At 69.9% G+C, this 25140-nt stretch carries 19 protein-coding genes; 12 read left to right on the top strand and 7 right to left on the bottom strand.

The annotated features are described in order from the left end of the window. The 5 genes from JWR86_RS11935 to JWR86_RS11915 are packed head-to-tail and all read right to left on the bottom strand — an operon-like array spanning nt 1 to nt 5476. Nucleotides 1-1365 carry an O-antigen ligase family protein gene (locus JWR86_RS11935; protein WP_299565558.1) on the bottom strand — a complete coding sequence of 455 codons (1365 nt, stop codon included), beginning with the start codon at nt 1363-1365 and terminating at the stop codon, nt 1-3. After that, nucleotides 1362-2660: a hypothetical protein gene (locus JWR86_RS11930; RefSeq protein ID WP_299565555.1), complete on the bottom strand. Its 1299-nt coding sequence runs from the start codon at nt 2658-2660 to the stop codon at nt 1362-1364. The genes JWR86_RS11935 and JWR86_RS11930 overlap by 4 nt, the downstream gene beginning before the upstream one ends. A 1-nt stretch (nt 2661) precedes the next feature. Beyond that, nucleotides 2662-3597, bottom strand: a complete 936-nt coding sequence (locus tag JWR86_RS11925; RefSeq protein ID WP_299565552.1) for a glycosyltransferase family 2 protein — start codon at nt 3595-3597, stop codon at nt 2662-2664. Further along, entirely contained in the window at nt 3597-4403 is an 807-nt protein-coding gene (locus JWR86_RS11920) for a WecB/TagA/CpsF family glycosyltransferase (protein ID WP_299565549.1), read from the bottom strand. Before JWR86_RS11920 ends, JWR86_RS11925 begins: the two co-directional genes overlap by 1 nt. Then, nucleotides 4403-5476: an NAD-dependent epimerase/dehydratase family protein gene (locus JWR86_RS11915; RefSeq protein WP_299565546.1), complete on the bottom strand. Its 1074-nt coding sequence runs from the start codon at nt 5474-5476 to the stop codon at nt 4403-4405. Before JWR86_RS11915 ends, JWR86_RS11920 begins: the two co-directional genes overlap by 1 nt. Before the next feature lie 246 nt (nt 5477-5722). Between JWR86_RS11915 and JWR86_RS11910 the strand changes: the two genes are divergently transcribed. The 9 genes from JWR86_RS11910 (at nt 5723) to JWR86_RS11870 (ending at nt 17627) form a co-directional block, all read left to right on the top strand. Next, complete coding sequence (locus JWR86_RS11910; RefSeq protein WP_299565543.1) at nt 5723-7237, top strand: GumC family protein; 1515 nt, start codon at nt 5723-5725, stop codon at nt 7235-7237. Nucleotides 7238-7284: 47 nt separating this feature from the next. Then, nucleotides 7285-8994, top strand: a complete 1710-nt coding sequence (locus JWR86_RS11905; RefSeq protein WP_299565540.1) for a hypothetical protein — start codon at nt 7285-7287, stop codon at nt 8992-8994. A 113-nt stretch (nt 8995-9107) separates the two neighbouring features. After that, a complete protein-coding gene (wecB, locus tag JWR86_RS11900) occupies nt 9108-10328 on the top strand; it encodes a UDP-N-acetylglucosamine 2-epimerase (non-hydrolyzing) (protein WP_299565537.1) in 1221 nt (406 codons plus the stop codon). Nucleotides 10329-10500: 172 nt separating this feature from the next. Further along, on the top strand, nt 10501-12147 hold the full coding sequence (locus JWR86_RS11895; RefSeq protein WP_299565533.1) for a glycosyltransferase: 1647 nt from the start codon (nt 10501-10503) through the stop codon (nt 12145-12147). After that, nucleotides 12144-13580 carry an NAD(P)/FAD-dependent oxidoreductase gene (locus JWR86_RS11890; RefSeq protein WP_299565530.1) on the top strand — a complete coding sequence of 479 codons (1437 nt, stop codon included), beginning with the start codon at nt 12144-12146 and terminating at the stop codon, nt 13578-13580. The genes JWR86_RS11895 and JWR86_RS11890 overlap by 4 nt, the downstream gene beginning before the upstream one ends. Nucleotides 13581-13602: 22 nt before the next feature. Then, on the top strand, nt 13603-13965 hold the full coding sequence (locus JWR86_RS11885; protein WP_299565527.1) for a hypothetical protein: 363 nt from the start codon (nt 13603-13605) through the stop codon (nt 13963-13965). Continuing rightward, nucleotides 13965-15461: an exopolysaccharide biosynthesis polyprenyl glycosylphosphotransferase gene (locus JWR86_RS11880; protein WP_299565523.1), complete on the top strand. Its 1497-nt coding sequence runs from the start codon at nt 13965-13967 to the stop codon at nt 15459-15461. The genes JWR86_RS11885 and JWR86_RS11880 overlap by 1 nt, the downstream gene beginning before the upstream one ends. After that, a complete protein-coding gene (locus tag JWR86_RS11875) occupies nt 15451-16494 on the top strand; it encodes a polysaccharide deacetylase family protein (protein ID WP_299565520.1) in 1044 nt (347 codons plus the stop codon). The genes JWR86_RS11880 and JWR86_RS11875 overlap by 11 nt, the downstream gene beginning before the upstream one ends. A 125-nt stretch (nt 16495-16619) precedes the next feature. After that, nucleotides 16620-17627 (top strand): endo-1,4-beta-xylanase, encoded by a 1008-nt coding sequence (locus JWR86_RS11870; RefSeq protein ID WP_299565517.1) that lies wholly within the window; start codon nt 16620-16622, stop codon nt 17625-17627. Between the two features lie 12 nt (nt 17628-17639). On the opposite strand, the gene JWR86_RS11865 is transcribed toward JWR86_RS11870, so the two are convergent. Next, complete coding sequence (locus tag JWR86_RS11865) at nt 17640-18401, bottom strand: glucose 1-dehydrogenase (RefSeq protein ID WP_299565514.1); 762 nt, start codon at nt 18399-18401, stop codon at nt 17640-17642. Further along, the gene (locus JWR86_RS11860; RefSeq protein WP_299565511.1) at nt 18398-20017 is read right to left on the bottom strand and encodes a choline dehydrogenase; all 1620 of its coding nucleotides are present in this window, start codon (nt 20015-20017) and stop codon (nt 18398-18400) included. Before JWR86_RS11860 ends, JWR86_RS11865 begins: the two co-directional genes overlap by 4 nt. Before the next feature lie 119 nt (nt 20018-20136). Here JWR86_RS11860 and JWR86_RS11855 point away from each other — a divergent pair, with 119 nt between their 5' ends. The 3 genes from JWR86_RS11855 to JWR86_RS11845 all read left to right on the top strand — a co-directional run. After that, entirely contained in the window at nt 20137-20961 is an 825-nt protein-coding gene (locus tag JWR86_RS11855) for a CoA ester lyase (RefSeq protein ID WP_299565508.1), read from the top strand. A gap of 56 nt (nt 20962-21017) precedes the next feature. Beyond that, complete coding sequence (locus JWR86_RS11850) at nt 21018-21845, top strand: DUF3108 domain-containing protein (RefSeq protein WP_299565504.1); 828 nt, start codon at nt 21018-21020, stop codon at nt 21843-21845. A 135-nt stretch (nt 21846-21980) separates the two neighbouring features. Next, nucleotides 21981-25140: helicase-related protein (locus tag JWR86_RS11845; RefSeq protein WP_299565500.1), on the top strand; the 3160-nt coding region annotated here is incomplete at its 3' end.

The following is a 25140-nucleotide window of genomic DNA, read 5'->3' as shown; positions in this document are numbered from 1 at the left end:
CTAGGCGGCGGCTGGCAGGGCGCCGCCCGGTCTCGCGCTCTCGTGCCGTGCCCTAATCGCCGCAAACAAGTAGATCAGAAACAGCATGGAAAGCTGGTTCGACGAGACCAGGAGGTCGGATTCCAGGAGGTTGTGCAAAAGAACGAAGGTGAAGAGCGTGGCCGTGAACCAGCCCAGCCGCGCGTTGACGTCGATCAGCCGCCCGAGTTCCAGGAGCGCGAACGCCACAAAGGCCAGGTAGATGGCGAGCCCGACGGCGCCGAGCTGAACGAGAGCGTCGACATAGCCGTTATGGGCGGTCGGCATGACCCGCACGAAGCCCACCGCGTTGCGGGTCACGACGCCGTCCGCGCCGAGGTTCCAGACCGCTTCGTAGCCCCAGCCGAGCCAGGGCCGCTGCCCGGACAGGAGGGCCGCAACGTCCCAGATTTCCGTGCGGCCCGTCAGCGTGGCGCTTCCGAGTAGGCGCTGGTTGAGGGAGGCGAAATCCCAAACCCCGGCATCCCGGCCGAGCCAGAAGATCAGCACCAGCCCGACCGCCGCCAGCACGAAGACCACGAGCGGGGACAGGCCCATCCTGCGTCGCAGGCCGCACAGAACCAGCCCCGCGACCGGGGCAAGCCCGGCGAGGCCGGCCGACGTCTTGGATTCTGCGGCCGCCAGAAAGACCGGTGCGCAGAGCAGCATCGGGATGGCGGCGAGGCGGTGACGCCGCTCCCCGAAGACGACGCCGTGCAGGCCAAAGTACAGGATCAGCGCCGACACGTAGCCGAACACGTTCTTGTGCGGATAGATGCCCGTATAGCCGATCTCGCTCGGGGGCCTCACGAACACGGCAGCGATGTTGAGAGCGGTGACGGCGAAAAAGGTCCAGAACAGACCTGCGGCGACCGTGGTGTAGTCGCGTGCGCCGAACATCGCGCAGAGGAGGGTCGCGGCGATCGCGCCGCACAGGACGGCCCGGCTCAGCGTCAGCGAGGGGAACTCGCTCCAGGCTCCCGACAGGGCGGCGAAGCCGACGAACAGGGCGAGAACCCAGAAGGCGGGGGCTGACCAGGGCACGTTGCGGTAGGCCGCCGTGGCCAGGAAGCAGATTGCGGCGAGGCCGAAGAAGGTCGGGTACGCGACGAGCTTCAGCACCGACTCGTCCTTGGGGGGCGGCTGGGCCAGCCAGCCGAGCGCCGCCTCCGACAGAGACACCTCCGAATCCCCGAACAACAGCGGCCAGACAATGAGGGCGTAGGCCATCACGGCGGCCGGCAGGTGGGTCGCGACGGCGGTGCAGGCGCGGGCGAGCCGGGCCCAGGTGTCACCGGCGGCAAGACGCCCTGCCGGCGTGGCCGCGATGTCGGCGCTTGCCGTCACGGCTGCGCCTCCTTGGCCCCGGGAGCCCGCACCAGAATGGCGCAGAAGCCCAGCAGCATCACGGCCTGGACTGCGATCAGCACGCCAAGGGCCGTCCCGAGGGGAACGGGCAGCACGAGGGCGACGAGGCCGAGCGCGGTCAGCCCGGCGCTCACCCCGCCGGCCAGCGCCACCGTCCGGAAGCGACGCTGGGCGTTGAGAAGGGCGATCAGCATCCAGTTCGCGAGGAGAAGGACCGTGTAGACCAGCCAGCCGACCGCGAAGGGCCGGATGTCGGCGAAGGACGAGAACAGGGCGGTGCTGAGCGGTGCCCACAGGCTCAGGAGCGCGGCCGCATAGAGAGCCGCCGCGACTCCGAGCGCGCCGACGCTGCCGAGCGTCAGATGCAGCGCGGCGCGGGTCTCGCCTCTCGCAACGAGGGCGGCGAGTCTCGGCTGGGCGACCTTCTGCCAGGTCTGGTACAGCACAACGAGCGGCGCCCAGAGCACGCGCCCCGCCTCCAGCAAACCCACCTGGTCGACGCCGCGCCACGCCGTCAGGGCGAAGACATGGGACCGCGTCTGCGCCTCGTTGGAGGCGGATTGGGCAAGCCGCCAGCCGAGGCCTGGAAAGGCGCGTCGATACGCGGCCGCGAGCTGCCGCACCCCGGGGGCCCGGTCGCGCCGCGCGGCGCCCGGGACACGGATGACGGCGAGGGCCGTGAAGATGCCGGCCGCCGCCGCGGCGAACGGGGCGGCCAGCGGAAAGCCGGCCCAGATGCCGCCGGCAAACACCGGGGCGAAGACCGCGAACGTGACGGCGCTCAGGGCCGCCGCGCGATCGCCCGCTCCACTCGCGAAGAGGATGTTGCGGGCTGTCTCGCGGCTGAGATGGGCGAGGCAGAACAGGCCGGCCGCCAGGATCGCCACCGGGTCGGCCGTGACCGCCGTCGCGGCCGCCGCGACCAGCAATGCCGCGGCCGCCCGGCAGCGGCGGTCGGCGGCCAGCACGGTCGCAAGCCCGGCGCGCCGGGCCTCTCCGGACCAAGCCGCCACATGCACCAGAAGCGGGATCCCGGTCAGCGCGTTCTGGAAGCTCGCGACGATCATCACGAGCGTGAACACGAACACGAACTGCCCGAACACCGCCGGGCCGGTCAGCTTGATCAGCGCGACCGCCATGCTGAACGACTGCAGGCTGGTCAGGCCCTGGTCGACCAGCGACGGCACCAGGCTGCGGCCGAAGCCGCCGCCGGCGAGCCCAGGCAGGGGCGGGGACGTCGCCAGGGCGGCCGGCGCGGACGAACTGGCCGGCATCTCAGCCCCCACGCCCCGGCTGCTGGCTCTGGCCGGCGGTCTTCAGCAGGAAATAGGCATCGAGGGCCCGGTCCTTCAGCCGTCCCGGGATCAGCCCGCGCAAGAGAAACAGCGCCAGTTCCCCGGGCGGCACGGCTCGGCTCCGCAGCGCCTGGGCGAAATAGCCCAGGCATTCGCCGGCCCGGCGCGGAAACAGGTGCTGGCCGACGCAGCGGGCCCGGAACGCGGCCTTGGCCCGGGCGGTGACACCGATCTGCGGCCCCTCGATCCAGCGCAGGCGGGCATCGTGGTTGTCGGCCCGGGACAGCCGGCCCTCAGCCCGCTCGTCCGACCAGTCGTACAGCGCCTCGGGCAGCATCACGACCAGGAGACCACGCGCCCGCGCCTCGAGGAGGAGGCCCGGATCCTCGTAGGGCGGGGAATGGAAGCGCAGCGTCGCGCGATGGCGGCGGCTCATCACGATGGCTGAGGCGCTCAGCGTGTTGCCGCGGCAGAAGAAGAACTCCGACAGGTCCTCGCCGCCGTCCCAGAGATCGGCCGGGAACGGCCAGCGCACGTCGCCGCCGCGCTGGCGCATGCCACGGGAAAAGGCGACGTCGAAGCCCGACCGGCGCTGCAGGGCGACAAAGGCCGCGAGCTTGTCTGAGTGGAAGCGATCGTCCGCATCGAGGAAGAAGACGAGTTCGCCCCGGGCTTCGTCGAGGCCGGCATTGCGGGCCGCCGCCACGTCGGCACTGGGAAGGCGGATCGCCCGATAGCGAGGGTCGGAGGCGAGGGTCGTGGCGGCGGCCCAGCTCTCATCGGAGACGCCGTTCGCGGCGACCACGATTTCGAAATCGGCCAGGCTCTGGGCCAGCACGCTGTCCACCGCGCGGCGCAGATCCGCGAGACCGCGGTGCCACGGGATCACGACGGAGCAGGCCGGAGCAGCGCTCATCACACGTAGCGCTCGCTCGCGTTGGGCGGCAGGTCCTCGTCAGGCCGGAACCGGGCCGGCGCCAGCCATTGCCGGGCGACGTTCCAGCAGAACAACGGGTTCAGGAGCAGATAGCGGCGCCACAGCCGCCGCGGCTCGTGCAGCAGCCGGAAGAGCCATTCGAGTCCTCTGTCGCCCATCCAGGTCGGAGCCTGGGGAACGGTGCCGGCCACGAAATCGAAGGCCGCGCCGACCGCCAGCACGGCGCAGGACAGCGCGCGCGCATTCTCGAACAGGAACACCTCCTGGCGCGGGCAGCCGAGGCCGACCAGGACGATGCCGGCGCCTGCCTCGCGGATGCTTCGCATGATCTCCTCGTTCTCGGCCTCGGCGGCTCGCCCGAACTGCGACGGCGCGCAGCCCGAGATGCGGAGCGTCGGGAACAGGCGGGCGAGATTGGCCTCGAGCTTGCCGAGGGTCTCGGGCGTGCTCCCGTAGAGGTGGACCGGGATCCCGGCTTCGGCCGCCGCCTCGCAGACCAGTAGCGTCAGCTTCGGCCCGTAGACCCGCTCCCGGAGTTTCTCTCCGTGCAGGAGCCGGAGCGCCCAGCGCACCGGCTGCCCGTCCGGAACCACGAGATCGAGGCGGTTGAGGCGGTAGCGGTGCGCGGTGTCGGCGAGGCCGGTCATGACGCCATGCACGGCGAGCGCCGAGACCGTGAAGGAGCGGCGCTCGCGGGCGGCGGCCAGAACTTTGGCGACGGCCGCCTCGTAATCCACGACGTCGATGCCGACGCCGAGGACCGATCGCTTGCCCCGGTCGATCATCAGACCGCCTCGAGCAACCGGAAGCGGTTATTCTCGTGCATCTCCTCGATGATGGACGGGATGTCGTAGGTGAGGCGGTAATCTGGATAGTCGCTCTGGAAGCGCGACATGTCGCTGATCCACCAGATATGGTCGCCCGTCCGGTTCTGGTCCGAATAGGACCACGCGAGGCGGCGGCCCGACACGCGTTCGCACAGCCCGATGGCCTCCAGCATGGAGCAGTTCGAGGAGCGCGTGCCGCCGATGTTGTAGACGGCGCCGCGCCGAGGTTTCTGAAAGAAGTGCCAGATCGCGTTCACAAGATCGTAGGAGTGGATGTTGTCCCGGACCTGCTTGCCCTTGTAGCCGTAGACCGTATAGGGCCGCCCGATCACAGTGCACTTCATCAGATAGGCCAGGAAGCCGTGCAATTCCGAGCCGGAATGTCCGGATCCGGTGAGGCATCCACCGCGGAAACAGGCCGTGTTGAGGCCGAAATACCGCCCGTATTCCTGGACCATGACGTCCGCCGCCACCTTGGATGCGCCGAAGACGGAGTGCGTCGACGCATCGATGCGCAGGCTCTCGTCGATGCCGCATGCCGCATAGGGGTGGTCCGGGGCGATCTCCCAGCGCGTCGCGGTCTCGACCAGCGGCAGCTCGTTCGGCGCGTCGCCATAGACCTTGTTGGTCGACAGAAAGGCGAAGGCCGCCTCGGGCGCGTGCATCCGCACGGCTTCGAGCAGGATCAGGGTCCCGAGCGCGTTGACGCCGAAATCCGTCAGCGGCTCGGTGGCAGCCCAATCGTGTGACGGCTGCGCCGCGGCATGCAGCACGTATTTCAGGTCCGGCCCGAGCTGTGCCACCAACCCGGCGACCGCCTCGCGATCGCGGATGTCGATGTGGTGGTGGTGGTAGTTCTTGAGGCCTGCGCTGATCTGCTGCACGCGCCAAGCCGTCGAGGCCTCGTGGCCGAAAAAGTAGCGCCGCATGTCGTTGTCGATGCCATGCACCTCCAGCCCCAAGTCATGAAAGAACCGCGCCGCCTCCGAGCCGATCAGGCCGCCCGAACCGGTGATGAGGATGCAAGCCATGGTTCACGCTCGATCGTGGGCCCAAGATGCGGACCAGTCAGCAATCGACATGCCGCCTCTGGCTGATCCGAAATGGCTCAATCCTGCGCGTGTCGTCTTCGCACGTGCCGGTGGGCCCCCGGGATGACGCCGGATGTGCCTGACGACACCGAGCCGATTGGCACCGCAGTTGCGCGAAAGCCGGCGTGATGGGGCGGAAGGCGCTGGAACAGCACCGTTTCGTCTCGGAACGACACAGAGGTCGGCATGCGTAACCTCGAACAACCGGCTTTCGGGGCGGAGCTGTACCAGTCGGATGGGCCCCCGCCCCGGGCGGCTGCCGCCTCCGCTTTCCCCGGCGACGCCAAGAGCCTGTGGACTGCCCTCGTGACCCGGAAGGGGACCATCCTCGCCGTGTTCGGCGCGGCGATGCTCCTCGCCCTCGCCTATATCTGGATGACGCCGCCGCTCTACACCGCGACCGCCGAGATCATCATCGATCCGCGCAAGCGCGACATGGTCGACAAGGAGATCGTGCAGAGCGGGCTCGGCACCTCGTCGCTCGGTCCGGACACCTTTCTGCTCGACAGCCAGGTTCAGGTCATGCTGTCGCAGAACGTGCTGCGCGGCCTGATCGAGCAGACCGACCTGGTCTCCGATCCGGAATTCGTCGGCACCAGCCGGTCGGCCTTCGCCAACAGGGCAATCGATCTCCTCAAGCTCCTCGTCAGGGGCCCACAGGCGGACAGCATCGCCCGGACCAGCGACTACGAGCGGGCGCTCGCCAACCTGCTTCAGCGGCTCGACATCAAGCGCAAGGGCAACACCTACGTGTTCGCCGTGAGCGTTCGCTCGGAAAGCGCCGCCAGGGCGGCCGAGATCGCGAACGGGCTGGTGGCGCTCTACACCGAGGAGGTGAACCGTTCGGCACGCGCCCGGGTGGAAGGCGCGAGCCGGCTGCTCGACGCCCGGCTGGATGAACTGCGCCAGAAGGTTTCCGAGAGCCGGGACAAGGTCGAAACCTACCGCAACGCGCACGGTCTCATCTCGACCGAGCGGCTGACCGTGATCGAGCAGCAGCTGCGCGACCTGAACCTTCAGCTCGCGCGCGTCTCGACGGCCGCCAACGCGGCGCGCTCGCGCTGGCAGGAGGCCGCCAGGCTGCAGAAGATGACGGCCGAGCAGGCGCTCGCCTCCGGGCTCGTCGAATCCGCGGTTCTCACCGCTCTGCGCGAGCGCGCCGCGGCCATCACCGTCGAGGAGGGATCGCTCTCCATGACGCTGATGCAGAACCATCCGGCGCTGGTGGCGGTGCGGGAGTCCCGCGCGGCTCTGCAGCGGTCCATCCAGGCCGAGATCCGGCGCGTCATTGCCCGCATCAAGCACGAACACGACGTATCGACCTCCGAGGAATCGTCGCTGCGGACCCGCATCGCCGGGCTCGAAAAGGCCATCGCGACCACCAACCGGGCCAGCGTGACGCTGCAGGAACTGCTGCGCGAGGCGGATGCGAATGCCGCGCTCTACGAGCAGTTCCTCGGCCGGGCCAAGAGCGCCCGGGAACAGATCAACATCCCGTCCGAGACGGTCAGCCTGATCTCGAAAGCTTTCCCGCCCACGCGCCCGTCCTGGCCGGCTGAGCCGCTGATCCTGGGGTTTGCGGCCCTCCTCGGCCTTGCCCTGGGCGGGCTCGCGGCCGTGTGGCTGGGGCTGCGGCCGAGGCGGACGACGAAGGGGCACGGGGTCCGCCCCCTGCGACAGCCGATCAGCGCGGCGGCCTGACGATGGCCGGTGTGCCAGGGTCCAGTGCGCGGGTGTTCCCGGCTCCCTTGAGCGCCGTCTCGGCGGGTGGAGGCTGCGGCTTTGCGCCCTGGCTTCTCATCGTGGCGGCGGTCGGAGCCTGTGGACTTCTGCTTTCTCTTCCCCTGAATTTGCCGGCGGGGGCGTTCTATTGGGACCTCTACGTCTATGTCGACGGCGCACACCGCGTGCTGCGCGGCCAGATGCCATCTGTTGATTTCTTCGCACCGGTGGGGCCGATCAGCTACTGGCTGTTTGCCGCATCCATGAAGGTCTTTCCCGGCGCGCAGCCGCTTCTCGGCGTTAACTGGTGCATGCTCGTGGTGAGCGCTCCGGCCATGGCGGCCGTGCTGATCCATGTCGACCGGCGCTCAAGGCCTCTCGCGTTCGGTCTGTGCATTCCCTTTCTGATCTTTCAGCTTCTGCCGGTGAACGTCGAGCAATTCACGTTCTACCTGGGGTTCGACAGCTTCGGGGCCTATAACCGGCATACGTCCGGCCTGCTCTACGTGCTCGTGGCCATGCTCCTGTTCGTGCGCGAGCAGCGGCTGCTGGCATTCGGGCTCGCCTGGCTGTTGATCGGCCTGTTTCTGCTGAAGATCACCGGTTTCGTCCTTGGCGTCGGCCTATGCCTGTACGCCCTGGCGGCGGGCCGGGTCTCGTGGCGCGCCGCCTTGGGCTCGGCCGCCATCTTTCTCGGCGCGATGACGGCACTCGACCTCGCGACCGGGGTGGTGTCGGCCTACCTGACCGATATCCTGACCCTCCTGAGGATGAACAGCGACACGCTTTTGTCCCGGATCGTGCGGGCCGGCTCGCTGCATGCGGAAGCGGTGGTCGCGACGTTTCTCCTTCTGCTCGCTCTCGGCTGGCAGAAGCGAGCGGCGCCCTGGCGGGCCGGAACGGCCGGGAGCGGCCGCCTCCTCGGCCGTTCGGGCCTCTTCGACGGCGATCTGGCCTGGGTGGCGGCGGTTGCCGGCGCAGCCCTCCTGTTCGAGACCCAGAACACGGGCGGGCACGCCTTCCTGCTCCTCTGGCCGGTTCTGCTACGGGTGCTGGCGGGCTCCATGGCCCGGGGCAGGGAGGTGCTCATCCCCGTTCTGGTCGCGGCCATCGCGGCGCCGCCGGCTCTGGCGCTCCTCGGCCGCACGGCTCGGAACATCGCCACTCACGCCCAATATCAGCGGCTTGACCTACCCATCCTGAAGGGCCTCGGACGCGTCACGCAGAGGCCGGACACCCTTCAGAACGCCACCGTGCGCCAACGCGTCGATGCCGCGACCCTGGATGCCCAGACGCTCTACTTCGAGAGCGGCGGCAAGGACGATGTCGAGACCTTCGCCTCCCCGAAATTTCAGATCCTCTGGCTCCGGGCGGCGGCCGAGGCAGCCGAGGCGGTCCGGCGTGTCGAGCGGGAGACCGGAACCGTCTTCCGGTCGGTGCTGAATCTCGGCTTCGTCAACCCGTTCCCCTACATCCTGGACCGGGATGCGCCGCGGCTCGTCGCCATCGGGGCCGACCCGAACCGCACCACCCCTCGGCCCGACGCCGCGACCCTGGCCAGCATCGCCGAGACCGACCTGCTCCTCGCTTCCCACTGCCCGCTGACGGCCATGGACCGGGATGTCCAGCGGCTCTACAGCCCGGCGATCGCAGGCCGGGTGGCGATGAAGCTCTCGCCGTGCTGGACGGCCTACCCGCGTTCGGCGCCGCGGCTCCCGTTCCCGGGCGCCCCGTAGGGAAGACGTCGCCCCGGCGGGACAGAGCCGGCGCGTGCTGTCTCGGAACAGTACAACCTCCGGCGGCACACGCATTGCGCAGCTCGCGCGCAGACGAACGCGAGCAATGCACCATGAAACGAGCGGCACCCGTCCGAGTTTTGTCGGTCTTCGGCACCAGGCCCGAGGCGATCAAGATGGCGCCCGTGGTCGAGCGCCTGCGGGAACTGCCGGGCGTGGAGTCCCGCATCTGCCTGACCGGCCAGCATCGCGAGATGCTCGACGACGTCCTCAAGGCCTTCTCGCTGGTCGGCGATTACGACCTCGATGTGATGCGGCCGGGCCAGCAGGTGGCCGACGTGTTCGGCCGCATGATGAGCGCCCTTGTGCCCGTGATGGCCGAGTTCAAGCCGGACCACGTCCTGGTCCAGGGCGACACCGCCACCAGCACGGCGGCCGCCCTGACCGCTTTCTTCCAGGGGTCCAAGATCGGCCATATCGAGGCTGGCCTGCGGACCGGCAACCTCGGCAGCCCCTGGCCGGAGGAGGCGAACCGCCGGCTGACCGCGGTCGTGGCGACCCGCCATTACGCCCCGACCACGCGCGCCCGCGACGCGCTCCTCGCCGAGGGCCACCCTGCAAATCACATCGTGGTCACGGGCAACACCGTCATCGACGCCCTGCTGCGGGTGGCCGAGGCGGTGTCCCGGCCCGGCCCGGTGCGGAGCGGGCTCGAGCGCGATTTCGCCTGGCTGGACCCGAGACGGCGCCTGGTTCTCGTGACCGGACACCGGCGCGAAAGCTTCGGCGACGCCTTTGTGCGGATCTGCGAAGCCCTGCGGCTCCTCGCGGCGCGCCCGGATGTGGAGATCGTCTACCCGGTGCATCTAAACCCGAACGTGCGGGAGCCTGTGGCGCGCCTGCTCTCGGGAGTGGAGCGGGTCCACCTGATCGAGCCCCAAGGTTACCAGCGCTTCGTCTACCTGCTGCAACGCGCCAGCATCGTGCTCACGGATTCGGGCGGCGTCCAGGAAGAAGCGCCGGCGCTGCGCAAGCCCGTGCTGGTGATGCGCGACACGAGCGAGCGCATGGAGGCCGTGGATGCCGGTGTCGCCCGGCTGGTCGGGACGGAAACGGGCGCCATCGTCCAGGCCGTGTCCGGGCTGTTGGACAATCCCGGCGCCTATGCGGCCATGGCCCAGGGCGCCAATCCGTTCGGAGACGGGCGCGCCACCGGCCGCATCCTAGCCGACCTGCTCGGTGATCCGGGCCTCGCGGCCGCCCCGCTCGTCCGCCTCGACAGCGGCGCTGTCAGGCTCGCTGCCGGGACGAGGCTGAAGAGGCTGCGGCCGTGATCCGGGCCGAAGGCCCACGCGGGAGCCGGCGCGAGCTCCGTCAAGAAGATCTCCTCGCCGACGCCTGACCCAGATTGAGACGGCCAGGGATGGCCTGTGACTTGCTCAAGACCAGGGGGCGCTGTCCCAAGTTCACGGCGTCCCAGTTCTGTCCAGTACGGGAACCTCCGTCATGCGGTCTGGCTACCAGATTCTCTCGGTGAACCTGGAGGACTACTTCCAGGTCGCCCCCATGCGGCGCATCATCCCGGAGCGGTTCTGGCCGCGGTTCGACCTCAGGATCGAGCGGACGACCCTTGCCGCTCTGAACCTTCTCGACCGCACGGGGGCGAAGGCGACCTTCTTCGTCTCGGGCTGGGTGGCTGAGCGCTGCCCCGACCTGGTGGCCGAGGTCTCCCGCCGAGGGCACGACGTCGCCAGCAAGGGCTATCACCACCGCCGTTTCGATCAGATGTCCGCCGAGGAGTTCCGGTCCGACCTGCGGCGGTCGCGCGACGCGATCGAGCGCGCCACGGGTGAAGCCGTCCGGGGCTACCGCATCGCGGAGGGCTCCCTGCCCGGGGATGGGCGCGAGCCGCTCCGCATCCTGGCCGAAGAGGGGTTTCTGTTCGATTCGAGCCTGCGGCCGTTCGGGCTGCGTTACGCCCGCCATCCGGACGCGCGCCGCATCCACCAGGTCGCCGGCGAGGGCTGGTCGATCACCGAGGTGCCGCTGTCATCGGGCACCTGCCTCGGAATTCCCTACCCGGTGACCGGCGGCAACTACATGCGGCAGGTCCCCCGGAGCTTGTTCGAACGGGCCGTGGCCCGGCGCCTACGGGCGAGCGACGAGCCCTGGCACTTCTACTTCCACGTCTGGGAGCTCGATCCCGAACAGCCCCGCGTCTCGGCCGTATCCGGCCTGCAGCGGCTCCGACAGTACCGGAACCTCGAGACCATGCGGGAGCGCGTGGAGCACCATCTCGCCTCCGCCCGCTTCACCAGCATCGCAGACCATCTCGAAATCGCGGCCGAGGCCGTGGAGCGCCGTCCCGAGGCGCAACAGGCGAGCACCGCGGCGCTCCGCACCGAGCCGGCCCGGGACGTCACGATCGTGGTGCCGTGCTACAACGAGGAGGAGACGCTGCCCTATCTGGCCGGCAATCTGGCCTCGCTCGAAGCCTCGACGCGCGGCGTCTACCGCTTCTCGTACGTGTTCGTGGACGACGGCAGCCAGGACCAGACCTGGGCCGTTCTGAACTCGCTCTTCGGCAGCCGGCCCAATTGCCAGCTCGTGCAGCATCCGGCCAACCGCGGCATCGCGGCTGCCACCATGACGGGGATCCGCAAGGCCCGGGACGAGATCGTCTGCGGCATCGACTGCGATTGCAGCTTCGACCCGCACGACCTCACCCGGATGATCCCGCTGCTCACGCCCGATGTCGACATGGTGCAGGCCTCGCCCTACCACCGTGAGGGCGATGTCATGAATGTTCCGGGTTGGCGGCTCATGTTGTCGCGCAATCTGTGCAAGATCTATCGCCGCATTCTGCACCACAAGTTCTCGAGCTACACGGCCTGCTTCCGGGTCTACCGGCGCTCCGCCCTACGCAACATCGAGCTCCAGGACGGCGGCTTCATGGGGATCATGGAGATCTTCGTGAAGCTCGACATGCAAGGGTCGCGCATCGTCGAGTTCCCGGCCGTGCTGGCGACCCGGCTCCTCGGCGTCTCCAAGATGAAGACCTTCCGGGTCATCCGCAGCCATATCGGGCTGATCGCCCGCACCCTGTGGAGCCAGCATCCTGAGCGGGTTCCGGGCAAGCCGGTGGCCGAATGAGACGATCTGTTCTGACCAGCGGCGAGGCGGCCATGACCGGAGAGAGTTGGTGCATCGTGGGCGGCGGGATGCTGGGCCTGAGCCTCGCCCACAAGCTCGCCGGGCCGGGCCGGACCGTCACCGTGCTTGAGGCCTCACCCCGGCTCGGCGGCCTGGCCGACGCCTGGAGACTGGGCCCCGTGGCCTGGGACCGCTTCTACCATGTGACGCTGCTGTCCGACCGCCACCTGCGCGGGCTCCTGGCCGATATCGGCCTGGAGGATCAGCTGCGCTGGAAGACCACGAAGACGGACTTCTACTCGGGCGGGACCTTCCACCCTCTCAACAACGCGATCGACTTCCTGCGCTTCAAGCCGCTCGGCCTGGTCAGCAAGGCGCGGCTCGCAGCCACCATCATCTACGGCTCGCTGCTCAAGGACGGCGTCAGCCTCGAGAAGATCCCCGTCGAGACCTGGCTCACACGGCTCTCCGGACGCCGCACCTACGAGGTCATCTGGCGGCCGCTGCTGCGGGCCAAGCTCGGCGACAACAGCAAGCTCGTCTCGGCATCCTTTATCTGGTCGGTCATCAACCGCTTCTACGCGGCCCGTCGGGCCGGAATGAAGACGGAGATGTTCGGCTATGTCAGGGGCGGCTACGGCCGCATCGTCGAACGGCTCACGGCCTCCTTGCGGGAGCGTGGCGTGGCCTGTGCGGCCGGGGCGCCGGTGAGCGCGATCCGCCGCCACGGCGACGGCTTTGCGGTCGAGACCCAGACCGGGGTGCAGCGCTTCGACCGCGTGGTCGTGACCGTGCCGGGCGCGCTCGCCGCCCGCATCTGCCCCGAACTCACCGGCGAGGAGAAGAACGCGCTCACCGGCCTGCGCTACCAGGGCGTGGTCTGCACCTCCGTCCTTCTGAAACGCGGGCTTCGCGGCCGCTACCTGACCTATGTGGCGGACGAGACCATCCCGTTCACCGGCGTGATCGAGATGACCGCCGTGGTCGATGCCGAGGAACTCGGCGGGCACGCGCTGGTCTACCTGCCGCGCTATGTCCCGGCCGAGGATCCGCTGTTCGAGCAGCCGGACGAGGCGATCGAGGCGAATGCGATCACCATGCTGCTGCGGATGTATCCGGATCTGAAGCGCGACGACATCGTGGCGACCCGGGTGGCGCGGGCGCGCCACGTGATGGCCGTGCAGCGGCTCAACTACTCGCGCTCCGTGCCGCCGATGGACACCAGCCTGCCGGGGCTGAGCATCGTGAACTCGTCCCAGATCATCAACGCCAACCTGAATGTCGACGAGACGATTGCGTTCGCGACCCGGGCGGCTTCGCATCTCGTCGGCCAGCCCGGCCGCGAGGCTGAGCCCGCGCTCGACCCCGGCCCGACCAGCGGCCCGGCGCGCGCCGCCCCGGGCCCGGTGGTTGACGCGAGCGCAGCCGCCTGAGCGCGCACGAGGAACCCTGGACATGGCTTGGCTTCTTCTCGTCGCGGCGGTCCTTTCAAATGTCACGTCCAACGTGATGTTCCGATTCGCCATGCAGTCGAGCCCCGATACGCGCGATCTCGGCGCACTGCTCCGCTTCGCGGTCAATCCCTATCTGCTCACCGGCTTCGCGGCCTGCGGTACGTTGCTGATCTGCTACTTGCTGGCGCTAAGACACATCGGGTTGATGCTGTCATATACCTTCGTGATCTCGATGTCCCTGGTCGGGATCACCCTCGCGTCCGTGTTCGTGCTCCAGGAGAGCATCTCGCTGAAAGCCTTTGCCGGCTTGGCGCTCATCGTGCTCGGCATCGTGCTGGTGATCAGCTCTCCGGCGAGCGCCTGATGTCCGCCCCGCGATATCCCGGACGAGCGGAAGGCGGGGGCAGGGGGCTCCAGGGCGCGCTTGAGCTGCGGTCGGGGCTCGGTCCCGACCGGCGGCGTTACGAGCGCCGCTGGGAAACCGTGCGCTGGCCGGTGCCATGGGCCGTTCTGGCGGTCCCGATCGTGCTCCTCGATGGGCTGGCGCTCGGGGCGGCCACGATCGCCGTCGGCGAGGTCCACGACCGGATCGCCCTCGGTGCGGCGGCCGAGTTCAAGACCCATCTCAGCGTCGCGGCCCTGAACGTGTTCCTGGTTCTGACGATCGCGACCGCGGCCGGCCGGTATCGGGCCTCCGAACTCGTGGGCCGAGCCGATCGGCAGGGTGGCCTATTGTTCGTCCTCCTGGCGGGGTTCGCCTCCGCGGCCGTGGTGCAATTCCTCACGCAGACCAGCGCCCACGCGTCCGCGACCGTGCTGGCCGGAAGCTTCGTGGCGGCGTTTCCGCTCCTCAGCCTCGTGCGCAGCCTGGTCATGAAGGGGCTTCGGGAGAGCGGCGTGCTGCGCCTGGTGCGCAAGGACAAGGTTCTCGTCGTCGCGGCCGCGGATCACCTGGACCGGGCCGCCGCCCTGCTGGACCGGCCGCTTCTGGACGTGGTCGGGCGCGCGCCCCTCCCGCTTCGGACGCCGGGGTCGGGCGAGCTCGACTACCTCCTGGCCATCGCCCGCCGGATCGTGCCCGACACGGTCGTCATCCATCCTGCCGCGGCGCCCCGCGAGGTGCTGGTGGCGGTGGTGTCCCGGCTGACCGAACTGCCCTGCGCCGTCCTGCTCGGAACCGATCCGGACATCGCCTCCGTGGACGGGCTCGCGGGCGGCACGGTCGGCCTGCCGCTCGGCGCCCTGATCCTCGGGCCGCCGCTCACCCGGGCCGAGCGGGCCGCGAAACGGGGCCTCGATGTGGGGCTGGCCTCGGTCGCGCTCCTCGCCTGCACGCCCGTCCTGCTTCTCGCCTCGGCAATGATCTGGCTTGAAAGCGGACGGCCCGTCTTCTTCCGGCAGACGCGTTACGGCTTCAACCGCCGGCCCTTCCAGGTCTGGAAGTTCAGAACCCTGTTGGCCGACGAGTCCCGGCAGCCGTTCCGGCAGGTGACGGTGCGGGACGAGCGCGTGACCTCGGTCGGCCGTCTGCTTCGGCGCACCAATATCGACGAGTTGCCGCAACTCCTGAACGTGCTCGGGGGCTCGATGTCGCTGGTTGGACCTCGGCCGCATCCCGTCGAGCTCGACGACCAGTTCAGCCCGCTGATCGCCCACTACGCCCGCCGTCACAAGATCCGTCCCGGCATCACCGGCTGGGCGCAGATCAACGGCCATCGCGGCCAGACGGATACGACCGAGAAGATGGAGCAGAGGATCGCGCACGACCTCTACTACCTTTCGAATTGGTCCCTCATGTTCGACCTCAAGATCATGCTCCTGACGGTCGTCTCTGCGAAATCGTACAACAATGCCGGATAGCCGGACCACGCCCGAGCACAGCCCTGCGGCAGCCGCGGCCAAGCCGGCCGCGAGCCTGTCGATCGATCTCGACAACCTCTGGGCCTATATGAGGACTGCCGGCCTGCCCGGCTGGCAGGATTACCCCAGCTATTTCGAGGCCGCCGTGCCCCGGATCCGGGACTGCCTCGACCGGAGCGGCGTTCGGCTCACCGTGTTCGTCGTCGGGCGGGACGCGGCCCGGTCCGAGAACCGGGCGCAACTCGCCGGACTGGCGAGCGACGGGCACGAGATCGCCAGCCACTCCTTTGAGCACGAATCCTGGCTGAGCCGGCGGTCCCGGGAGGTCATCGCCGCGGACATCGCCCGGGCCGAGGCCGCCATCGAGAGGGCGACCGGGCAGCGTCCGGTCGGCTTCCGGGGGCCGAGCTTTGGCCTGTCGAGCCACCTCCTCGACGTGCTGATGGAGCGGGGCTACCTCTACGACGCCTCGACCTTCCCGACCCTGATCGGGCCGCTCGCCCGGGCCTATTACAACCTGCGGTCCGGAGGGAGCGCGGAGGACAGGCGCGCCCGGAACCTGCTGTTCGGCTCGCTCGCGGACGGCCTGCGGCCCCTCGCGCCCTATGCGTGGCAATCCGGCACCCGCCGACTGGTCGAGATCCCGGTCACGACCTTTCCGGGGCTTCGGACGCCGATCCACCTGACCTATCTGATCTTTCTGGCCGGCTTCTCGCCGGCTCTCGCCAGGACCTATCTTCGTACGGCCTTGCGGGCCTGCCGGGCCGCCGGCATCGCGCCGTCGCTGCTGCTTCATCCGCTCGAGTTCCTCGGGGTCGAGGACGCGCCGGCCCTGCGCTTCTTTCCGGGGCTCAACGTGCCGCTCGACGTGAAGCTCGGCGTGGTCGAGCATGCCTTGCGGATGCTCGCGGAGCAGTTCCGGGTGCTCACCCTGAGCGACCACGCCGCGCTGGCCCTGGCCGGCGGCCCGTTGCCGACGCGCCGTCCGGGCTTCCAGGCCGACACGGCGGTTCTCGAACCTGCACCGACGTGACGGGGACGCGCACACAACCCAGGCCCCGAGGCGGGCCGTCGCGGCGCGCCGCCCTTGTGGGGTGCGGGGCGGCCCTGCTGGGCACCGTCGGTCCCCGCGGCACACATCCGGCTGCCGCGAACCCGGTGCCGTCGCTGTGCGACCTTGGCCGCCGCAAGGGGATCGAGGTGGGAGCCGCCTTCAGCGGCCATGCCGATCCGGACTACCGCGCGCTCGTAGCCGGGCAGGTGGGCCTCATCACGCCGGAATGGTGCCTGAAGCCTGGTTACGTGCATCCGGACCGGCACGGACCCTACCGGTTTGCGGCCGCCGACGAGGCCTACCGCTTTGCCCGTTCGGCCGCGCTCGGCGTGCATGGGCATACGCTGTTCTGGCATGGTGACCCGCTTGCCTGGGCGGCCGAGCTCGGGCCGTCCGAGGGCTTTCGCGCCTATCGGGACGTCGCGGCCGCCCTGGTGTCGCGCTACCCGGACACGGTCTCCTGGGACGTCGCCAACGAGGTCGTGTCCGAGACCGGGCCGCTTTGGCGGGGGCAGCTGGGCCTGCCGGTAAACGCCGAAGCCGTGGCCGGGCTGTTCCGGCATGTCGGCGCGCTCGCGCCGAAACGGCTCCTGTGCCTGAACGACTACAATCTCGAATGCGGCGCCGCCTGGTGCCGTGACAAGCAGGCCCGCATGATCAGGGCTGTCGACGAACTCCGCGCCCGGGGCGCACCCGTCGGGGCGATCGGGCTGCAGGGCCACCTCTCGTCACGGCACGGCCTCGACCTCGACGCGACCCTGGCCTTTGTGCGCCAGCTCGCGAGCCGCGGCCTCGAGGTCCACCTGTCGGAACTCGACGTGAACGACGTCGTCCTCGCGGATGCGGTGGAGCGGCGCGACGAACAGGTGGCCGACCTGTACCGAACCTACTTGTCGGCGCTTCTCTCCGAACCTGCCGTTTCCCGGATCACTTTCTGGGGCCTGACCGATTTCGACCACTGGATGACCAGAGGCGAAGCCGAGGACGTCAGGCCCGCCGGGCAGGCCCGGCCCGCCCTGTTCGACCGCAGCTTGCGGCCGAAGCCGAGCTTCTGGGCCGTGGCCGAATGCCTGCGCGACGCGCCGGCGCGCCGCCCGTCGCGGCGCGGCTAGCACGCCCGCTCCTCAGCCCTGGGACGAATACCCGCCATCGACCGGGATGGCCGTGCCGGTGACGAAGTCCGAGGCCGGGCTCGCCAGAAACACGGCGATGCCGGCCATGTCCTCCGGCCCGCCCCAGCGGCCGGCCGGAGTGCGGGCGAGGACCCGGTCGTGCAGCCCCTCCACTTGCTGCCGGGCCGTGCGGGTGAGGTCGGTGTCGATCCAGCCCGGCAGCACGGCGTTGACCTGGATGTTGTCCGGTGCCCAGGCGCAGGCGAGCGCCTTGGTCATCTGCACGACGCCGCCCTTTGTGGCCGCGTAGACCGTCGCGAAGGAGGCACCGAAGATCGACATCATCGAGCCGATGTTGATGACCTTGCCGCCGCCGGCCGCTTTCATCGCCGGATAGGCGGCCTGGGCAGCGAAGAACGAGCCCGACAGGTTGACGTCGAGAACCCGCCGCCACTCCGCTTCGGAAAAATCCTGCGGCTGCTTGCGGATGCTCATGCCGGCATTGTTGACCAGGATGTCGAGGCGGCCGAAGCGGGTCGTCGTCTCGTCCACCATGGCCTGGCAGGAGCCCTGGTCACCGATGTCGACGGCCACGAAACTCGCACCGTCACCGAGCGTGGCGAGCGCAGTCTCGGCCTTGGCCCGGTCGCGGCCGGCGATCACAACCCGAGCGCCGGCTTCGGCCAGCCCCTTGGCCATGCCGAGCCCGATGCCGCCATTGCCGCCCGTGACGAGCGCCACGCGCCCGGTGAGATCGAAAAGCCGCGAGGTCATCTGGCATCCTCCCTGATCATGTCGGAAGCCTTCTCGCCGATCATGACGATGGCCGCGTTGGTGTTGCCGGACACGACGGACGGCATCACGGAGCCGTCCACGACGCGCAGGCGCTCGATCCCGCGCACGCGCAGGCGCTCGTCAACGACCGCGCCCTCGTCCTGGCCCATGCGGCACGAGCAACTTGGATGGTACAGGGTGGTGCCGGTGCGGCGACCGTAATCCAAGATCTCGTCGTCGCTTCGCACCTCGCGCCCGGGCAGGTGCTCGCCCGCCACGAACGGCGCCAGAGCCGGCTTGCCCAGGATGGCCCGCAGGCGCTTGAAGCCGGCCACGTTGGTGTCCCGGTCCAGCCGGGCCGCCAGATAGCGAGGGTCGATCGCCGGCGGAACGGTCGGGTCCGGGCTCGTGATCCGGACGCTGCCGCGGCTCTCCGGCCGAAGCTGGCAGACGGACGCCGTGAAGCCGGAAAAATCGTGCAGGCGCGTGCCCATCCGGTCGGTCGACAGGGTGAGGTAATGCACCTGGATGTCCGGCGTCGCGAGGCGCTCGTCCGTGCGGAAGAAGGCGGCCCCGTAGCCGGCGCTGATGGTCAGAGGCCCCTTGCGGCGCAGCAGGTAGCGCAGCCCCACCCGGGCCCGCCCGGCGAGCGTGCGGAGGTCGTCGTTCATGGTGATCGGCTGCGTGCAGCGCAGCACGATCCGCATCTGGAAGTGATCCTGAAAGCTCTCGCCGACGCCCGGCAGGTCGTGCACGGTCTCGACGCCGTGCTGCGCCAGCAGCCCGGCCGGCCCGACGCCGGAGAGCTGCAGCAATTGCGGCGAGTTGATCGCCCCTCCGGCCAGGATCACCTCGCGCCGCGCCCGCACCTGCCGGGTCGTGCCGCCGTGCCGGTACTCGACGCCCACCGCGCGGCGGCCCTCGAACAGGATGCGGGTGGACAGGGCCTCGGTGACCACCCGCAGGTTCGGGCGGCTCAGGGCCGGCCTCAGGTAGCCAACCGCCGTGCTCCAGCGGCGCCCCCGCCGGGACGTGGTCTGGAAGTAGCCGGCGCCCTCCTGGGAAGCGCCGTTGAAATCGGAGTTGCGGGGCAGCCCGTCCTGGGCGCAGGCCTCGATAAAGGCGTCGCAGAGCGGATGCGGATCGGTGGCATCCGACACGCAGAGCGGACCGCCCGTGCCGTGAAAGCTGTCTGCGCCCCGGACCTGATCCTCCGAGCGGCGGAAATAGGGCAGCACGTCCGCGAAGCCCCAGCCGGCATTGCCGAGCTGGCGCCAGCGGTCGAAATCCTCGTGCTGCCCCCGGATGTAGACGAGCCCGTTGATGGAGGAAGACCCGCCCAGCACCTTGCCGCGGGGCTGGTAGATGACGCGATCGTTCAGCTCGGGCTGTTTCACGCTCTCGTAGAGCCAGTTGTAGCGCGTGTTGGAGAACAGCTTGCCGTAGCCGAGCGGGACGTGGATCCAGAGGCTTCTGTCGGCAGGTCCTGCCTCGAGAACGATGACGCGGTCCCGGCCGCTTTCCGTCAGCCGGCTGGCCAGCACGCACCCTGCGGAGCCGGCCCCGACCACGACGTAATCGGCCTCGTCCTCGCCGGTTGCTCGGCTGGCACTCATCTGACTGGTCCCGACGTTTCCCGGAACAAGGGATAACCAGGGCTGTACCGGGCGGCAACGCTGCATGCGCTTGCCGGTGCGCATTCCGGCACCTAACAGGGCGGCCGGAGGTCTGCCGAATGCTGATGCGCTCGCTGTTGTTCGCACCCGCCAACCGGCGCGAACACTTGGCCAAGTTCCCGTCCATCCCGGCCGACGTCTTCGTGCCGGATCTCGAGGACGGCACCCCGGCCGCGGAGCGCGAAGGCGCCCGGGGCGGGCTGGCCGAGAGTCTCGGGCCCGCCCGCGGCGGCCGGCCGATCTTTGTGCGGGTGAATGCGGTCGGAACATCCGACTTTCCGGCCGATCTCGCAGCCGTCCGGGGCGCCGGCGTCGACGGGCTCGTGCTGCCCAAGGCCGAGAGTGCGGCCGACATCGCCGCGCTGGGCGCCGGGCTGCCGGTGATCGCCGGCATCGAGTCGATCCGGGGTGTCCTGAACGCGGTCGAGATCGCGGCCTGCCCGGGGGTCGTAGCGGTGTATTTCGGCGCGGAAGACTTCGCGGCCGACATGGGCGCGCGCCGCACGCCGGTGGGGCACGAGGTCCTGTATGCCCGCTCGCGGGTGGTGCTGGCAGCCAAGGCGGCTGGCGTGAAGGCGATCGACCAGGTGGTCGTGCAGATCCGCGACGACGACCAGTTCCGGCGGGACGCGGCGGCGGGGCGCGATCTCGGCTTCGACGGCAAGATGTGTCTGCTGCCCCGTCAGGTGACGCTCGCCAACGAGTTGTTCGGCCCGAGCGCGGCCGAGATCGACCACGCCCGGCGGCTGGTGGCCGCCTACGAGAGCGCCCGCTCGCGTGGCGCCGGCGCCATCGATTTCGAGGGCCGCATGGTGGATGAGCCGATTCTCAAGGCCGCGCAGGCCATCCTGGCGGCCGACGCGGCCCGCGTAGCGCGCGGCTGAGCGGCAGCGGCCGGACGCCGCCTCGATTTCGCTCCAGCCGCGTGCGAGAACTCGGCGTGCCTCTGATTCGACGCCTTTCCGCCCGTGCCGGGGTCCTCGCCGCGCTGATCGGCTTCGCCCTTCCGGCCGCGGCGGCGGGGCTGAAGGTGGATTACCGCATCCTGCTCGGCGGCCTGCAGCTCGGCACAGCGACCTTTTCCGGCACGTTCGACGACAGCCGCTACGACATGCGGGTCAACGGGCAGCTCACCGGGCTGGTCGGCATGTTCTCCGGCGGCAGCCAGGGCGCGGCCAGCACGCGCGGCCAGGTCTCCGGCGCCCGGCTCGTCTCGAGCGGGTTCTCGGCAACCGGCCGGGCGGGCTCGAAGGAGCGCACGGTTCAGCTCGGCATCGCCGGCGGCAACGTCACGGCGATCGAGATCAACCCGCCTTTCGAGGACACCGAATACCGGGTGCCTTTGGTGGAGGCGAGCAAACGCGGCATCATCGATCCCCTGAGCGGGATGGTGGCGGTGGCAGCGAATCCGGCGCGGCCGACCGAGGCCGCCAATTGCAACCGCACAGTTCCGGTGTTCGACGGCACCCAGCGCTTCGACGTGGTGTTGAGCTTTGTCGAGACCCGCGTGGTCCGCAAACCCGGCTTCACCGGGAGCGTGCTGGTCTGTTCCGCCCGCTACATCCCGGTCGCGGGTCACAAGCCGAGCCGGGCCTCGGTCAAATTCATGCAGGAGGCGCGCGACATCTCGGTCTGGCTCGCCCCGGTGGAGGGAACGCGCTTCCTGGCCCCGATCAGGATCTCGGTGCCCACCCTGCTTGGCACCACGGTGGTCGAGGCGGATAACTGGTCGCTGGACCCGGGCAACCGTCGCGCCTCGGCTCAGTAGCCGGCGTGGGCTGCGCGGCCCACCACGTCGGGCCTCGGCGCATTTTCCGGGCAATTGGCCGAGGAGGTCCCATATCAGGGCGAGCCCGGCCGAACCCCCCTCGGCCGCACCTCCCGCCCAGGTAGCGGACCGCTGATGCCCCGATCCCTTCCGGCCCATCTCCGCGCCCGCGGCGTCACCGCAGTGCTGGGCCCGACCAACACCGGCAAGACCCATCTCGCGATCGAGCGGCTGGTTGCCCATTCCTCCGGCATGATCGGGCTGCCCCTGCGGCTCCTGGCCCGCGAGGTGTATAACCGGGTGGTGGCCCGGGTCGGGCCCGAGGCCGTGGCGCTGGTCACGGGCGAGGAGAAGATCAAGCCCGACCGGCCCCGCTATTGGATCGCCACCGTCGAGGCGATGCCGCGCGATCTCGACACAGCCTTCGTGGCGATCGACGAGATCCAGCTCGCCGCAGACCTGGACCGCGGCCACGTCTTCACCGATCGCCTGCTGAACCAGCGCGGCCGCGAGGAAACGCTGATCATCGGCTCGGGCACGATGCGACCGCTGGTCGAGCAACTGATTCCCGGCGTCAACGTCGTCACCCGGCCGCGCCTCTCGAACCTGTCCTTCGCGGGCGACAAGAAGATCTCCCGGTTGCCGCCGCGCTCGGCCATCGTCGCCTTCTCGGCCGAGGAGGTCTACGCCATCGCCGAGCTGATCCGCCGGTACCGGGGCGGCGCGGCCGTTGTCTTGGGCGCGCTGTCGCCGCGCACCCGCAACGCCCAGGTGGCGTTGTTCGAGGCCGGTGACGTCGATTACCTGATCGCCACGGATGCGATCGGCATGGGGCTCAATCTCGACGTCGGCCACGTCGCCTTCGCGGCCCGCACGAAATACGATGGCTTCCAGTTCCGGGATCTCCATGCAGCCGAGCTCGGCCAGATCGCGGGCCGGGCCGGGCGCCACCTGCGGGACGGCACCTTCGGGTCAACCGGGCGCTGCCAGCCCTTCGATCCGGACAGCATCGATGCGGTCGAGAACCACCGCTTCGATCCGGTGAAGATCGCGCAGTGGCGCAATCCCGACCTCGACACCCGCAGCATGCAGGCCCTGCTGCAAAGCCTCGCCGAGGTGCCGCGCGAGCCGGGCCTGACCCGCGCGCCGATCGCCGACGACGAGGCGACCCTGGCCGTGCTGGCCCGCGAGGGGGACGTCGCCCGGATGGCGACGGGCCGCGCGGCGGTCGAGCGGCTGTGGGAGGTGTGCGGCCTGCCCGATTACCGGCGCATCTCGCCGATGGGCCATGCCGACCTCGTCGGCGGCATCTACGGCTACCTGATGAAGCCGCCCGGTCGGGTGCCGGCCGATTGGTTCGCGCGCCATCTCGCCATGGTCGACCGCACCGAAGGCGACATCGACACCCTGTCGCAGCGCCTGGCCCATGTCAGGACGTGGTCCTTCGTGGCGAACCGTCCCGACTGGCTTGCGGATCCGGAGCATTGGCAGGGCGTGACGCGTCGGATAGAGGACAGCCTCTCCGATGCACTGCACGAGCGGCTGGCACAGCGCTTCGTCGATCGCCGCACGAGCGTGCTGATGCGCCGCCTGAGAGAGAACGCGACTATGGAAGCCCAGATCACCGCCTCCGGCGACGTGACCGTCGAGGGGCAGCATGTGGGCCACCTCCATGGCTTCCACTTCGTGCCCGACCCGGCGGCGGACGGAACAGAGGCGAAAGCCGCGCTGCGCAACGCCGCCGCCAAGGCGCTCGCCGGGGAGATCGAGTCCCGCGCGGAGCGAATCGCGATGGCGCCCGATTCCTCGCTCGTCCTGTCCAATGACGGCATCCTTCGGTGGACCGGCGATCCGGTCGCCCGGCTGGAACCGGGCGACAAGACCTACGAGCCCGGGCTCAGGATCCTGGCCGACGAGCAACTCACCGGGCCGGCGCGCGACAAGGTCGATGCCCGGCTAAAGGCGTGGCTCAAGGCCTATATCGTGCGGCTGCTGGGGCCGGCTCTCGAGATCGAGACCGCGGCCGACGTCACCGGGCTGGCCCGCGGCATCGCCTTCCAGCTCTCCGAAAACCTCGGCGTTCTCGAACGCTCGCGCGTCGCGCAGGACCTGCGCAGCCTGGACCAGCCGGGCCGGGCCGCGCTGCGGGCCAAGGGCGTCCGCTTCGGCGCCTACCACGTCTACATGCCGGCCCTGATCAAGCCGGCGCCCCGCATCCTGGCGGCCCAGCTCTGGGCGCTGCGCAACGGCGGCCTCGACCAGAAGGGCATCGACGACATTGCCCATCTGGCCGGGTCGGGCCGGACCTCCTTCGCCGTGGACCCGGAGATCGCCAAGGGCCTCTACCGGGCGGCCGGCTTCCGGGCCTTCGCCACGCGGGCCCTGCGCGTCGACATCCTGGAGCGGCTGGCCGACCTGATTCGCCCCGCCATCGCCTACCGGCCGGGTGTCACCCCGGGCGAGCCGCCGCCCGGCGCGGCGGACGGGGACGCCTTCGTCCAGACCGGGGCCATGACCTCGCTGGTCGGCACCTCGGGCGAGGATTTCGGCGCCGTGCTGCGCTCGCTCGGCTACACGGCCGAGGCGCGGCCGGGCCCCGCCATCACGGTGCCGCTCCTTGCGACGCCGCCGAAGTCACCGCCGCCCGGCACGCTGCCGGTCGTGTCCGAGGGGGCCGAGGCCGGCCCGGCCGCGCCAACCGACGAAACCGGCGATGCGGCGGACGAGCCGGCGCCCGGGATCCAGGACGACGCCGAAGGGGCGGACAGCCTGGGCCCGCTCGTCGATTCGGCCCTGGAAGCGGCCGCCGACGAGATTCTGGCCGAGGCCGAGGCCGCGGGCCGCAACGAGGCCGAGGACGGGGCGGAGCCGGAAGGTCAGGTCGTCGAGGTCGGCGCCCTCACAGCGGCCGATGAGCCAGCCCCCGACATCCAGGAGGAACCGGACGCGCCTGTGGCCGCTGCCCCCGGCGAGGCCGAGATCGGCGATGCCGCGCCGGACGAGGACGGAACCGAGCTCGCGGCCACGCCGGACGAGGCCGCTGCCGAGACCGGCGATGCCGCTCTGTCGCCCCCGCTCGAGGGCGCGGCCGTGATGGTGTCGGACGGCCCCGCCGCAGCCGACGCCGAGCTGGCCGCACCGGCCACCATCGAGGTGTGGCGGCTGCAGCGCCACCAGCGCGAGCAGCATCCGCGCGGACGCCAGAATCGCCGCAACGAGGGGCGCGGCGGCCCGCGGCCGGACGGCGATCGCCGGCCGGAGGGCGGACAACGGCCGGATCGGCGCGACCAGCGCG

Source organism: Enterovirga sp., from assembly GCF_028290205.1.
Lineage (GTDB): Bacteria > Pseudomonadota > Alphaproteobacteria > Rhizobiales > Beijerinckiaceae > Enterovirga.
This window is presented reverse-complemented; position numbering and strand designations above follow the sequence as displayed.

Excerpts from the sequence above, each read along its gene's own strand:
- JWR86_RS11930 (WP_299565555.1), bottom strand. The coding sequence starts at position 2,660 with ATGCCGGCCAGTTCGTCCGCGCCGGCCGCCCTGGCGACGTCCCCGCCC.
- JWR86_RS11925 (WP_299565552.1), bottom strand. The coding sequence starts at position 3,597 with ATGAGCGCTGCTCCGGCCTGCTCCGTCGTGATCCCGTGGCACCGCGGT.
- JWR86_RS11920 (WP_299565549.1), bottom strand. The coding sequence starts at position 4,403 with ATGATCGACCGGGGCAAGCGATCGGTCCTCGGCGTCGGCATCGACGTC.
- JWR86_RS11915 (WP_299565546.1), bottom strand. The coding sequence starts at position 5,476 with ATGGCTTGCATCCTCATCACCGGTTCGGGCGGCCTGATCGGCTCGGAG.
- JWR86_RS11910 (WP_299565543.1), top strand. The coding sequence starts at position 5,723 with ATGCGTAACCTCGAACAACCGGCTTTCGGGGCGGAGCTGTACCAGTCG.
- wecB (WP_299565537.1), top strand. The coding sequence starts at position 9,108 with ATGAAACGAGCGGCACCCGTCCGAGTTTTGTCGGTCTTCGGCACCAGG.
- JWR86_RS11895 (WP_299565533.1), top strand. The coding sequence starts at position 10,501 with ATGCGGTCTGGCTACCAGATTCTCTCGGTGAACCTGGAGGACTACTTC.
- JWR86_RS11890 (WP_299565530.1), top strand. The coding sequence starts at position 12,144 with ATGAGACGATCTGTTCTGACCAGCGGCGAGGCGGCCATGACCGGAGAG.
- JWR86_RS11885 (WP_299565527.1), top strand. The coding sequence starts at position 13,603 with ATGGCTTGGCTTCTTCTCGTCGCGGCGGTCCTTTCAAATGTCACGTCC.
- JWR86_RS11880 (WP_299565523.1), top strand. The coding sequence starts at position 13,965 with ATGTCCGCCCCGCGATATCCCGGACGAGCGGAAGGCGGGGGCAGGGGG.
- JWR86_RS11875 (WP_299565520.1), top strand. The coding sequence starts at position 15,451 with ATGCCGGATAGCCGGACCACGCCCGAGCACAGCCCTGCGGCAGCCGCG.
- JWR86_RS11865 (WP_299565514.1), bottom strand. The coding sequence starts at position 18,401 with ATGACCTCGCGGCTTTTCGATCTCACCGGGCGCGTGGCGCTCGTCACG.
- JWR86_RS11860 (WP_299565511.1), bottom strand. The coding sequence starts at position 20,017 with ATGAGTGCCAGCCGAGCAACCGGCGAGGACGAGGCCGATTACGTCGTG.
- JWR86_RS11855 (WP_299565508.1), top strand. The coding sequence starts at position 20,137 with ATGCTGATGCGCTCGCTGTTGTTCGCACCCGCCAACCGGCGCGAACAC.